The organism is Exiguobacterium indicum HHS 31 (assembly GCF_001939065.1).
Classification (GTDB): domain Bacteria; phylum Bacillota; class Bacilli; order Exiguobacteriales; family Exiguobacteriaceae; genus Exiguobacterium_A; species Exiguobacterium_A indicum.
The window spans coordinates 71846-84572 of record NZ_MPSZ01000004.1 but is presented as its reverse complement, the minus strand read 5'-3'; the positions used below and the strand labels follow the sequence as shown (position 1 = coordinate 84572).

Below are 12727 nucleotides of genomic sequence, written 5' to 3'. Positions count from 1 at the left end.
TGTGTAAGGAGAGGGGAAAAGGTAGACAGACCTATTCAGAGAGGGGAACCATTTCATGTTAAAACTCGATCACACGCATGATCCGTATCAAAATGCGGCGTTGATTCAGGAATACGTTGAAACGTCAACCAACGAACAAGCAGTTCGACAAGCGGAGCAACTGCTACACGATAGTGCATTCATTGCACCACGACGCAATCCTAACCTCAGTCGAACGCTTCGTTCGATGATTTCACCATTATTTTTGACGAACCGTGATAAACATATTCTACCGCTGACACCCGCTTTCGTAACACCAAGCGATGAGGTTCGACCAAGTTGGTTCGGTCGTCTCAATCATGAGTTCGAACGTTTGATCAGCGATGTCGAAACCGTCGATGTTACTGCTTTTGGCGCAGTCGGTGATGGACAGACGGATGATACACAAGCGTTCATCGACGCGCTTGGTGATGGACATCGACAAGTCCATGTCCCGGTCGGTACGTACGTCGTTCAGGGGATTCGCTTACCTAGTTACACGATCTTAACGGGGGCAGGCAAAGGGAAGACAATCTTAAAGATGCACGATAAGGCACCAAAAGGCCGTCGTCTCGTGACGAATCAAAATTATCTTCTCGGCAATCATCATCTTCTTGTCGAGAAAATGACGCTCGATTGGAACATCAAACGCATCGGTGACGCGAAAAAAAGTAGCACATGGGGCAACCACTCCAGTTGTCTCACATATGCGCATGTCACCTATGCCTGGGTCTTTGATGTCGAGGCCGTCAACCCGGGGCTTCACTGTTTCGATATCTCGACGCCCTATTACAATTACAACGGGGACGGCGCCCGCGCGAACTTAAGTAGTTCATTCATCTGGTTCGACGGATTGACCGGTTCCGGATTCGGCGATGACGGAATCACGACGCACCACAGTGACCATCTTTTCATCTCGAACTGCTTCATGCATGACCCAAGTGGACGTGCCCATGCAGAAGGCTTCTCCAATTCAAATGGAATCGAGATCGATGACGGATCACGCGACGTCTGGTTGTTCAACAACGCAACAAGTCGGTGTTTCGGTGGACTCGAAATCAAGGCACATGCGACCTCTTCTGCTGCCTCAACCGTCAAAATCGTCGGTCACCTATCGATTGATGATCATCGTGCCTTTAACTTCCGACATATCGGACACCATCAAGCAAGTGATCCGACGTCTCAGACGGCTTACAATATCATCGCAACGCGCTTGATCGCTCAAACTCCTCAGTATACGGAGTTATATGCGAATTCAAAACCGCGCGCACTCGTCGTTTCCGCTTACCGTAACGTCGTCATACATGATTTTACGGTGCTCGGTGATCCGTATTATGACTATCAAGAACAACCGATGATCGGAATTCAATATAAGGCACGAAACGTCACGCTCAGTCAGTTGAAGATGAGCGGATTCCGTCAAGCGAAAACGGACATCCAAATCTTTGGTGGAGAAAACGGGGCTGAGGATATACGCCTTCGTGATATTCGGATCGAGGATTCCGCTAAACACGGAATTACGATCGGTCCAGACATCACGCATGTCAAGCTGACGAACGTGGCATTAAAAGGAGACGGAACAGTTGGCTTAAACGCTAAATCGGAACCGGAAATGGAACGATTCATCGCGACCGGATTCAAAGTACCGATTCGCGCCCAGTCGACACAAGTATGAACAAAATGACAGGATGGACCGCGGTCCATCCTGTCATTTTTCATTGGGATCGAATATACGCGAGAACACGTGTATCAATCGCACGATCCGCTTGTTCGCGCATCTCGAAGTTTTCCGTATGCAGATATGTCCGGAACGCGTCTTCGAAATCACCCCGGTAGCCGAGCGCTAATAATTTATCCATCAACTCTGACTCTAAGACATCATCAATCGGCTTGATTTCTTCCGGCTTACTCGGTTGCAGATACAGTGTATGCAGTTGATAGATACGTTCGAGCTCCTCAATCGGACTCGGATGATCGTCAACGCGTAAATCAATATAGCGGTCGTTGAATCCACCGTATCCGCCACCCTCCTTGACGACGAGCAGTGCCGCTGATTGCATTCCGCGTGAGTCCCCGCCTGCTGCTTGACCAGCTGCTAACGCACGCAACAAACGTTCTGCAAGCGGACCTTGCGTCGATTCAAAGACGCGTGCCATCTCTTTCACCGTATTGCCGTCTACAAGAATATTCCCTTGCGCTGCAAAGTGTTTACCGGCAATACCGCCTGCCCAGTCGTTACATCCCTCACCCGTGAATGTCGCACTCTTGCCATTCGCATCGATAATACCGACCTGGCGATCCGCTCGTCCTTCATCTGCTTCCGTTAATCGACGTATTACTTCGTCCGCTGAAGCGCCTTGTTCGATCATCCGCAATCCTTCAGGACCATACGTCGTGTTTGCAAACGACTGTGTCGCTACCGCACCCACTCCTGCCTTCGCAAACGGAACAGCACTCCCGACCGCTAAAAACTTCGACTGAACGGCAACGCCCCATGCTTGTTCTTTTTCACAATACCCAACGATTGAATATGTCACTTCAGTTCCCCCTTTAGTCATTACCTATTCCGTTCGTGATAACGCTTCCCGATTCCTGCAACTGAAAAACCTTCCGGACACCTGTCCGGAAGGTCGACTTCATTGAATACCAAGTGTCACAGCGAGTAATAAGGCAGCACATGCCAAGGCAATCCAGATCGCGAAGAGTTTCCAGACGAAGCGTAACCATTGCTCATACGGAATGCCTGCAATTGCGAGAAATGCCATCAAATGCGCGCTCGTCGGGAAAATCATGTTCGTCAGTCCATCTCCATATTGGAATGCTAAGACAGCCACCTGACGCTCGATCCCTAATAAATCGGACAATGGTGCCATGATGGGCATCGTCGTTGCCGCTTGTCCACTCCCGGATGGAATGAAGAAATTCGTAATCAATTGCACGGCGTACATCCCGATGACAGCAAAGAACGTCGGTAAATGTCCTACGGCATTCGATAAGCCGTAAATGACCGTATCGATAACACGTCCTTCTTCGAGAATGACGACGATTGCTCGAGCAAACCCAACAATCAAGGCGCCGAACGTCACAGCTTTCGCACCGTCAATCAAACTCTCGAACGTTCCGTTTACACCAAGCGTAACGATTCCCGCAATCATCCCGATGATCAAGAAGGATGCGGTTAATTCCGTCAAATACCATCCCCATTCAAAGATTCCGATTACATTGAGCGTAATTCCACCGATTAAAACCAGTAAGACGAAAGCATGACGTTTCGAAAAGCGTGAAATCGTCGTCGCTGCTTCTTCCGAGCGACGTTGTTCAAGATCATAAACCAGACTGCGCGCCGGATCATGTTTGACTTTCCGTGCGTAGTTCATGACATAAAGAATCGTCACTGCTAAAAATACGATATACACAGCCGTTCGGTACCCAAGACCACTAAAGAGCGGTACTTCCGCAATTGATTGAGCGACACCTACCGTAAACGGATTCAACATCCCGCCGGCAAAACCAACCGCCGCCCCTAGACTGACGATCGCGGCTCCTGTCATCGCATCATATCCAAGGGCACGCGCTAACATGATCCCAATCGGCACGAAGATGATCGTTTCCTCTGCCATCCCGATCGTCGCCCCGGCAATCGAAAAGACGAACATCGTCATCGGAATCATGATGTGCCCTTTTTGACCGAATCGGCGAATCAATTGATTGATTCCTGCTTCAATGGCGCCGGTTTGACGAATGATGCCGAAGACACCACCGACAAGAAAGATATAGAAGATGATCGCAGCACCCGCTTCCATGCCTTGCGGGATTGCTTCAAATAAACCAAAGAGATTGACAGGTGCAGACTCTACCGCGCGATATGTGCCATCGATGACGACGGTTTGTCCGTCTTGTTTTTCACGGTCGAATTGCCCTGCTGGAAGTGTATACGTCAAGATGACTGAGATGATGAGAATCGCCATGATGATGGCATATGTATGAGGCATCTTGAAGAATGATCGCTTCGACTCTGGTGCATTCGTTCGTTCATTCATGATAAAGGCCTCCTTTTTTGTGTCATTATAAGAATAATGCCCTAATCAGGGAAAAACTAACAGTTTCAATGAAATGTCATACGATTGTAAAAGAAAAGTGGAATACTTCTAACTTAAATAGAGGCTTTAATCGATCATATCGCATGAAACAAAAAAGGAAGATATGCTAGGTCATGAACCTAGAATACCTTCCTTATGTGTCATGTCAATCGCTTATGATTATGCTTGGAACGATTGAACGTCTAATGGTTTAGCGAGAGCCGTTTGTGCAAACGCAACGAACTGTCCGAAATGAGCACTTGTGTTGTGTGCTTCGATTGCAGCTTGGTCTTCCCATTTTTCAATCATCATGAAGACATTTTCGTCTTCTGTGCTTTGGAACAAGTCATAGCTGATGTTTCCTGCTTCAGCACGTGATCCTGCCACTAGTGTTTTAGTTGCTGCTAAAAATTCTTCTCGTTTTGCGGGTTGTACTTCTAATTTTGCTTCGATGGCGATCATCGGAAAGCCTCCTCTGTAATTTCGTTAACTTAAGCATCTTAGCACCTCCGAATTCGTTACGCCATAAAGATGCTCGGACGATTGATGATATTTAATTACGGGTAATTACAGATGTAATTATTACTTTGTGCCACACCAGAGAAAGGAGCAACGAAGATGCGCGTTGAGGTATTTTATTTTGAGGATGACGGGCACATTCCGAACAACCCGACATTCCCCGTGTTGATTTATCGGCACGCATTTGCAGAGCCATCACACATCGAACAGACCTTCCATGCACATGACTGGCGTAACAGCTGGGTGGATGGGATTTTTGACTTTCATCATTATCATAGTATCGCTCATGAAGTGATCGGGATTCTTGAAGGGCATGCAACCGTTCAGCTGGGTGGTCCGCTCGGTAAGACCTTCACTTTGACGAGCGGAGATATTCTTTTACTTCCTGCAGGTACGGGACATAAAGCACTTGATACAAGTCGACACTTTCGAGTGATCGGTGCCTATCCGGATGGTCAAGACTACGATACGCTGACAGGTCAAACAAGTGAACGCCCGGAAAATCTTCAACGTATTCGTCAGGTGATGCGCCCAACTCAAGATCCTGTATTCGGTGATCACGGTCCTTTGTTTGAGCATTGGTGACGTCTCCTTCTATTGAAGAAGACGTTTTTGTTCGGAGTTCGCGTGGTAAACCCTACTATTGTCTCTCTACTAAAGGAGGAAGAACGATGAACGCAACAGAAAAGACGTTGATACTTGCTGCATTAAAGCAAAAAACGGTGACGTTTCCCGATCAGACGCATGTTCGGGCACTCGGACAAGGCACATGGCGAATGGGAGAAGAGTCGGAAAAGCACGAAGCAGAAATCGAAGCACTCCGTGTAGGTCTCGATAGTGGAATGGAGCTCATCGATACGGCAGAGATGTACGGGGAAGGTGCTTCTGAAGAATTGATTCGCGACGCGATTGCAGATCGACGAGAGGAAGTCTTTCTCGTCTCGAAAGTGTATCCGCATCATGCTGGCGGAGAAGCATTAAAGCAGGCTTGTTCCAACACACTTGAACGCCTCGGCACCGATTATCTCGATTTGTACCTCCTTCACTGGCGTGGTGATATTCCACTCAAAGAAACGGTCGAAGGGCTGGAAGCTTTAAAACAAGAAGGCAAGATTCGCCGTTGGGGTGTATCGAACTTTGACGTATCAGACATGAAGGAACTGTTAGCACTGCCAGGTGGTGATCAATGCGCTGTCAATCAGGTACTCTATCATCTTGGATCACGCGGAATCGAGTATGAACTATTACCGTTACTACGTGAGCATAATATTCCAGTGATGGCGTATTGCCCACTAGCAGAAGGTGGTTCATTACGCGATCAACTTCTGAATCATCCGACTGTCGAAGAACTCGCTGAGACACACGGTGTGGATCCGGCACAGATTCTACTTGCATGGGCGATTCGTGAAGGTGATGTCATCGCGATTCCTAAGGCTGGTCAGGCACATCATGTCGAAGCCAATGGTCGCGCTGCGCTTCTGAATTTAACAGAGGAAGAGCTCGCTGCACTTGATCAAGCGTTCCCAGCACCAACAAAAAAAGAACCGCTCGATATCGTTTAAGGAGGTCATTTTCATGACAAAACATGTTCAACTCGGTCAATCTAACTTATTCGTTCACCCAATCGGTCTCGGTACGAATGCTGTCGGTGGACACAACTTGTATCCGAATCTCGATGAGCAAGCCGGACGCGATCTCGTTCGTGTCGCTTTGAAGCAAGGAATCAATTTCCTCGACACAGCTTTTATCTACGGACCAGAACGTTCGGAGGAACTCGTCGGTGAGGTCTGGAACGATACGGTCGCTCGAGAAGATGTCGTCCTCGCGACGAAAGGTGCGCATCAGTTCGTTGACGGAAATGTCGTCATGAACAATTCACCAGACTTTCTCCGTCAATCGGTCGAAGAGAGTTTAAAACGTCTTCAGACAGACTATATCGATTTGTATTACATTCATTTTCCGGATGAATCAACACCAAAGGATGAAGCCGTCGCAGCACTCGCAGAACTGAAGAAAGAAGGAAAGATTCGCGCAATCGGTGTCTCGAATTTCTCACTTGAACAACTGAAGGAAGCGAACAAAGACGGACATGTCGACGTCTATCAAGGGGAATACAACCTATTCAAACGGGATGCGGAAAAAGAATTACTCCCGTATATCGTTGAGAACGGCATGTCGTTCGTCCCGTACTTCCCACTCGCTGCTGGATTATTGGCAGGGAAATATACAAAAGAGACGACGTTTGATGATTTACGAAAAAACGATCCTTTGTTCCAAAAAGATGTCTTCGAGGAAAACCTCGCAAAAGTCGATCAACTACGTCCGATCGCAGAAGCACATGATGCGGAAGTCGCACACATCGTACTCGCGTGGTATTTGGCACAAGACGGCATCGATGCCATCATCCCTGGTGCGAAACGACCGGATCAGGTGACGGATACGTTGCGTACGTTAGATGTTCAGTTGTCACAAGAGGATATCGAAAAAATCGACCAGATTTTTAGCTAATTGTTCTCTTCGTATGTACATGAGCAGAATAGGCGAAAAATCATGCTGAACTTCGTATGATGGAAGCATGGAGGCGATTGATCATGAAGCACCATTTTCATTTAACCGCAGACTGGCCGGGCAATCGCAATGATGTCGGTCAAATCGAGACAGGTGAACTAAAAACAAAAATCTCAATTCCGGACGCCATGGATGGTCCAGGGGTTGGTACGAACCCAGATGAGATGTTACTTGGGGCTGCTGCTACGTGCTATATCATCACGCTCGCCGCGATGCTTGAGCGTAGTCACATTCCAAAAGTCTCGTTAACGATGGAATCTGAAGGCATCGTCGATGTCACGAACGGTGTCTTCACATACGACGCGATCATTCATCGTCCGAAACTCTTATTGCCATCCGATCTGTCGGATCGTGATCTGGAGAAGGTGCAACGTCTTGCTGAAAAAGCGGAAAGTTCGTGTATGATTACGCGGGCACTGGCTGGTAATGTTAAAGTATCGCTTGAGGCTGTTGTGGAGCGAGTCTCAAATTAACAAACTAAAATCATCGTTTAACTTTTTAGTTAAATGATGATTTTTTACTTTATTTAGCTATTTATTGGTATATTATTGATGATTTACTTATTATAAATACCATTTAATATCATTCGGAGGATAACCATGTCTTATTATGAAACACTACGTTCTTCAACTGAAGCTAACTCACAATCCGATACAACAAGTGTCTCTGTACCAGCACATGACTACACAACAGAATTACTTACGCACCTTAATCAAGTACTATATCAATCTTTAGACCATTTACAAAAACAAGATAAACCTGATCAAATGGTTGAAACGGTCAATGAATGGCTCCTGCATTTAAATCAACCTCCGATCGACTCGCCGCTTCATCGTGAACTCACTACTAGCACAACTCATGCTTTACCTACACAATATAAAAATTCTTTGCGTGCTTGGGAACTCATTGCTCCTGGCCAACTTGAACAAGAACAGTTATTGCATCACATCAATCAAGAATTATGGACAGCATCTGCTGCTGATTGGATGGTGAGTTTTACACGACATTCTGGAATTCAGACGCTTGTCCCAGCCTTAAAAGAAGCAGAAGCTCAAAACAAACCAATTCGTATATTGACTTCATTCTATATGAATATTACAGAAGCGAAGGCTATCCGACAGTTGATGGAATTCAGCAATATCGAAGTAAAAATTTATGAACCGATTAAAAAAAATCATGCGTTTCATCCGAAAGCCTATTTATTTTCTCGTCCTGATCAGTTGGATAGTGCTATTGTTGGATCTTCTAATTTATCAAAATCAGCTTTAACGAACGGCATGGAATGGAATATTCGTATACCTTCTACACCCGTCACAACATTAGTCACTCAAGCGAAAAACTTATTTGAACAGCTTTGGAACAGCCACGAAGCGACTATATGTACAGAAGAATTATTAGTTCAATACGAACAGTACCAACAAGAAACACCACCTATAAGATCATTTTCTATCCGCGATACAGTTGCCGAACCCGCTGTCGATTACACCGTTATTGAACCAAACCTCATGCAGATTCCAGCTTTAGAAGAACTGAATCGTTTGCGCGAGCGAAAAGAAACAAAAGCAATGGTCATTGCGGCAACAGGAACAGGGAAAACGTATTTAGCAGCATTTGATGTCCGTCAAGCTCACGCTAAAAAAGTATTATTTGTTGCACATCGTGGAAAGCTACTATCACAAGCTGAGCATACATTTAGGCAAGTTTTTTCAAATGAAAGTTATACATTTGGTAGATATTCAGGATCACAACAAATTCAAGATGCACAATTTACCTTCGCTACCGTTCAAACACTTTCAAAAGAGGTTCATCTTAATCAATTTTTACAGGATACGTTTGACTACATCATTATTGATGAATTCCATCACGCTTCATCTGCTTCTTACCAAAACATTCTTAACTATTTTACACCTCAATTTTTGCTTGGCGTAACGGCAACACCAGAACGAATGGATGGTCAAAATATCTTCCAGCTTGTTGACTATAATGTCGCTTACGAAGTTCGTCTGTATGATGCCTTAGCACAAGATTTACTTTCACCATTCCATTATTTTGGGATTCAAGATGATGAATCGATTGATTATTCTCTTATTCCTCAGCAAAACGGCTTTTATGTAGAACAAGATCTTGTTGTTGCACTCGAACGATCAACACGAACAGATTATATTGTTGAAATGATTCGTAAATTTGGGTTTAGTGGTAATCAGGCTGTTGGATTAGGATTCTGCGTCAATATCAATCATGCAGAGTTTATGGAGCAAGAATTTAAACGACATCAGATTGAAGCAATGGCCGTTACAAGTAAACAGTCCGAAGATGAACGCGAAGAGGCCATTCGCCGACTAGAGGACGATCAAGATCCACTGCAATATATTTTTACAGTTGACTTGTTTAACGAAGGAGTCGATATTCCAAAAGTCAATCTAATGCTATTTTTACGTCCAACGGAGTCTCCTACAATTTTTATTCAACAATTGGGGAGAGGCTTACGTAAACATAGCTCAAAAGAATTTGTTACGATTTTAGATTTTATCGGAAATAGTCAAAAGGCTTTTGTTGCACCGCTTGTGTTGTCTGGTCAACAATCGTTTCATTCTATTGATCGTTATAAAATTGCTACTGCTGTAAAACAGCATTTTCCGATTTTACCGGAAGGTTCTTTAGCCATTCTAGATTCAATTACAGAAAGATTTATTATTGAACAAATGAAAAAAATAGAGTTTTCAGCTAGCAAACAGCTCCGTGAAAGTTATCAAAGGCTGACACGCATGATCGGAAATCCTCCGAGTTTAAATGATTTAGTTGCACATAAAGAGGCGCCAGCTGTTGAAAGTATTGTTCAGCAATGGAGAAGTACATTACGTCTTAAACAACTTGAAAAACATGCTACCGATGAAGAACTACGTTTATTGCTCGATGACACTACACGCAAAATTGTTGAACAGCTCGAAGGACTATTTCCAATTCGTGAGCCCTTCAGCTTACTAATTTTAAAACATTTACTGCATCACCCCTCTGCTTCAGTACAAGATATTGAACAAGAAGTTTTCAAAGAATTCGCCTTATCACCGAATCACTCTTTTTCAAAGCGACCAATTATTCATCATCTTTTTAAACGCTGGTCTACTGCGTTTAAAAATGATCGTATTCAATTGCTAGATGCTGTATCAGAAGAACGCTATCGCTTTTCAAATACAGTCGTTCAAGCACTTCAACAATTAACTGAATTACGTTCATATATGATGCATTTTATCCAAGCAGGTCTACTTGCATTTCACCAACTACCAGATCGAATTAATTGGTTGATCGAAGATCAGGCGTTTCTATTACATCAAACATACAATCGTTCTGTTATCCAACGTCTCCTATGTTCATCAAGTCAGGAAGGTTCTTGGCGTGAAGGCGTAGCTCAAGCTGGTGACGACTACATTTTATTCGTGAATTTACACAAAGATGAAGCCATTGATGAGCAACTAAAATATAACGATTATTTCTTAGATCAATATCGTTTCCACTGGCAGTCTCAAAGCAATGCAACCGCTACAGGTAAAGCGGGTACTTTATATCAAAACCATGAGAGCGAAGGAATTCGTATTCATTTGTTCATGCGCAAAGCAGATAAAGAACAAGGAAGAGCGCTACCGTTCACATACTTTGGCCAGTTAAAGCATCTTCAAAGTACAGGTTCTAAACCGATTAGTGTGACTTGGTCACTTCATTCTCCACTATCAATTGAACTGTTTAAGGAGTGGCAAACTCTTTCTTAATGTACTCAACTGCAGGAATATCAGCAGGAGCCCATTCAAGCTGATCAAGGTCTGAAACAGATACCCAGCGAAGCTCTGCATGTTCTACGGCAATCGGTTCTCCTGTTACGATTTCAGCTTCAAACGTATGCAGTGTAACAATAATAGCATCGTACTCGTACGTCGTTTTTTCGATTGGTTGTTTGACCTTAATGTTACATTTTAATTCTTCATTGATCTCGCGAACTAAAGACTGTGAAGGCGTTTCATGTAGCTCAATTTTCCCCCCAGGAAACTCCCATAAGTTGGGCAATGACATTTGGCTACTACGAAGTGCACACAATATTTCATTATGATCATTGCGAATGACAGCCCCTACGACTTGAATATGTTTTTTCATTTTTATGTTTCACTCCAAATCACTGTAGATTTTTCAGTTCTTTGCTTATCATAACAAAAACCGTTAGTCCTTTTACTTACATAAGGATTAACGGTTTTATTTGTATCAAGTTATCCACATGTGGATAACTCTGTTTATGATATACTAATCACACTTATCCACAAGTAGAAATGAGGAAATTAGATGCCCCGTGAACTCTATCCGATCGTCGTCAAATCCGAATGGATTGAATTGATTCGAAGCGGTTATCCCGCGTTACGTAAAGAAATGTTTGAATCCTTGCAACATATTAAAGAAGCAGGTGGACTGCTTCATCTGATGACAGAACATAAAGAATACCTTGCAACTGGCTATTTTGGCAAGCAAGAAAAGGGTGTCGGTTGGACACTCTCGATGGATGAACAAGACACGATCGATGTTGCTTTCTTCAAACGCCTTTTCGAACAAGCTCTAGACAAAAGAAACGACTTTTTTGAAGAAGAGTCCGAAGCTTTCCGTATTTTTAATGGTGCAGGTGATGGTATTGGTGGACTGACGATTGATTGTTATGACCATCATTACCTCATCCTCTTCGAAAATGAAGGCATCTATACTTTTCGCCCGATGATTCTCGAGGCGCTTGAATCGCTCGTTCACTATAAGAGCATTTATGAAAAACGAGATTTTCTTATCGATCTTCAACCCGTCAAAGGCGACGATTTTTTAATGGGTGAACGCGGTGATTTTCCAGAAATGCTGCAGGAACATGGTGCACGGTATGCATACGACCTTGACGCTGGCATGCGGACTGGCTTCGATATCGCGCAACGCGCACTTCGTAAAGTTCTGATGGATTCAGTTAAAGAAAAGAACGTACTGAATCTCTTTTCTGATACAGGAACTTTGACAGTATCTGCACTTCATGGTCATGCTACTCACACGACGAGCGTTGATTTCTCGACACGTAGTCGAAATAAGACGACAGATAATCTTACGTTGAACCATTTTACTCCTGAAGAACAGATACTTTTGGTTCAAGATGCGTTCGACTATATCGAACAAGCGGATAAGAAGACTCGTTTTGACGTTGTCTTGTTCCATCCGCCCGTACAAGTGAATACACGGACGCGTCAGTTTCGAACGGAACAGGATCTTTCTCCTTGGATCCAAAAAGTCATTCATCTGACGAATCGCGGAGGATTGCTTGCGATTACGACAGATAGTCCTGCTCTTGATGCGTCACAATTGAAAAAAGCTATCGAGCAGGCCTTCAACAAATTGCGTCAAAAATTTGAAGTCGTATGGGAGCAACCGGAGCAGAAAGATTTCCCGACTCCTCCTTCTATGCCGCAACTCGCTCAAAAAAGTATTCTTGTTCGCCGTAAATGATCTGTTATCTAAAAAATCCGCTACCGAAAATT

General features: G+C 44.2%; 11 protein-coding genes. 7 read left to right on the top strand and 4 right to left on the bottom strand.

Features of this window, described 5'->3' with window-relative positions; genetic code table 11:
* Nucleotides 1-55 precede the first annotated feature (55 nt).
* Nucleotides 56-1693: a glycosyl hydrolase family 28-related protein gene (locus tag N179_RS11210; RefSeq protein WP_075642896.1), complete on the top strand. Its 1638-nt coding sequence runs from the start codon at nt 56-58 to the stop codon at nt 1691-1693.
* Nucleotides 1694-1733: 40 nt separating this feature from the next.
* Here the strand turns inward: N179_RS11210 and N179_RS11205 are convergent, their stop codons facing one another.
* The 3 genes from N179_RS11205 to N179_RS11195 all read right to left on the bottom strand — a co-directional run bounded on the left by N179_RS11205 (nt 1734) and on the right by N179_RS11195 (nt 4559).
* Nucleotides 1734-2555, bottom strand: a complete 822-nt coding sequence (locus tag N179_RS11205; protein ID WP_023469761.1) for a DUF1028 domain-containing protein — start codon at nt 2553-2555, stop codon at nt 1734-1736.
* A gap of 99 nt (nt 2556-2654) precedes the next feature.
* Nucleotides 2655-4058, bottom strand: a complete 1404-nt coding sequence (locus tag N179_RS11200; RefSeq protein ID WP_075642895.1) for a YfcC family protein — start codon at nt 4056-4058, stop codon at nt 2655-2657.
* Between the two features lie 219 nt (nt 4059-4277).
* Nucleotides 4278-4559, bottom strand: a complete 282-nt coding sequence (locus tag N179_RS11195; protein WP_023469763.1) for a putative quinol monooxygenase — start codon at nt 4557-4559, stop codon at nt 4278-4280.
* 156 nt (nt 4560-4715) lie between these two features.
* On the opposite strand from N179_RS11195, the gene N179_RS11190 reads away from it, so the two are divergent.
* The 5 genes from N179_RS11190 (at nt 4716) to N179_RS11170 (ending at nt 10948) form a co-directional block, all read left to right on the top strand.
* Nucleotides 4716-5201, top strand: coding sequence for a cupin domain-containing protein (locus N179_RS11190; RefSeq protein ID WP_023469764.1), 486 nt, complete (start codon nt 4716-4718; stop codon nt 5199-5201).
* Nucleotides 5202-5287: 86 nt separating this feature from the next.
* Entirely contained in the window at nt 5288-6178 is an 891-nt protein-coding gene (locus tag N179_RS11185; RefSeq protein WP_075642894.1) for an aldo/keto reductase, read from the top strand.
* A gap of 13 nt (nt 6179-6191) precedes the next feature.
* Nucleotides 6192-7124, top strand: coding sequence for an aldo/keto reductase (locus N179_RS11180; RefSeq protein WP_023469766.1), 933 nt, complete (start codon nt 6192-6194; stop codon nt 7122-7124).
* Nucleotides 7125-7207: 83 nt separating this feature from the next.
* Nucleotides 7208-7657 (top strand): OsmC family protein, encoded by a 450-nt coding sequence (locus tag N179_RS11175; protein WP_075642893.1) that lies wholly within the window; start codon nt 7208-7210, stop codon nt 7655-7657.
* 126 nt (nt 7658-7783) lie between these two features.
* Entirely contained in the window at nt 7784-10948 is a 3165-nt protein-coding gene (locus tag N179_RS11170; RefSeq protein WP_075642892.1) for a DEAD/DEAH box helicase, read from the top strand.
* On the opposite strand, the gene mutT is transcribed toward N179_RS11170, so the two are convergent.
* Complete coding sequence (gene mutT / locus N179_RS11165) at nt 10923-11327, bottom strand: 8-oxo-dGTP diphosphatase MutT (protein WP_023469769.1); 405 nt, start codon at nt 11325-11327, stop codon at nt 10923-10925. The two genes, N179_RS11170 and mutT, sit on opposite strands and share 26 nt — an antisense overlap.
* A 183-nt stretch (nt 11328-11510) precedes the next feature.
* Between mutT and N179_RS11160 the strand changes: the two genes are divergently transcribed.
* A complete protein-coding gene (locus N179_RS11160) occupies nt 11511-12695 on the top strand; it encodes a class I SAM-dependent rRNA methyltransferase (RefSeq protein WP_075642891.1) in 1185 nt (394 codons plus the stop codon).
* Nucleotides 12696-12727: the final 32 nt, after the last annotated feature.

Coding starts and splice junctions, on each gene's coding strand:
- mutT (WP_023469769.1), bottom strand. CDS start 11,327: ATGAAAAAACATATTCAAGTCGTAGGGGCTGTCATTCGCAATGATCAT.
- N179_RS11175 (WP_075642893.1), top strand. CDS start 7,208: ATGAAGCACCATTTTCATTTAACCGCAGACTGGCCGGGCAATCGCAAT.
- N179_RS11195 (WP_023469763.1), bottom strand. CDS start 4,559: ATGATCGCCATCGAAGCAAAATTAGAAGTACAACCCGCAAAACGAGAA.
- N179_RS11190 (WP_023469764.1), top strand. CDS start 4,716: ATGCGCGTTGAGGTATTTTATTTTGAGGATGACGGGCACATTCCGAAC.
- N179_RS11170 (WP_075642892.1), top strand. CDS start 7,784: ATGTCTTATTATGAAACACTACGTTCTTCAACTGAAGCTAACTCACAA.
- N179_RS11185 (WP_075642894.1), top strand. CDS start 5,288: ATGAACGCAACAGAAAAGACGTTGATACTTGCTGCATTAAAGCAAAAA.
- N179_RS11210 (WP_075642896.1), top strand. CDS start 56: ATGTTAAAACTCGATCACACGCATGATCCGTATCAAAATGCGGCGTTG.
- N179_RS11180 (WP_023469766.1), top strand. CDS start 6,192: ATGACAAAACATGTTCAACTCGGTCAATCTAACTTATTCGTTCACCCA.
- N179_RS11160 (WP_075642891.1), top strand. CDS start 11,511: ATGCCCCGTGAACTCTATCCGATCGTCGTCAAATCCGAATGGATTGAA.
- N179_RS11200 (WP_075642895.1), bottom strand. CDS start 4,058: ATGAATGAACGAACGAATGCACCAGAGTCGAAGCGATCATTCTTCAAG.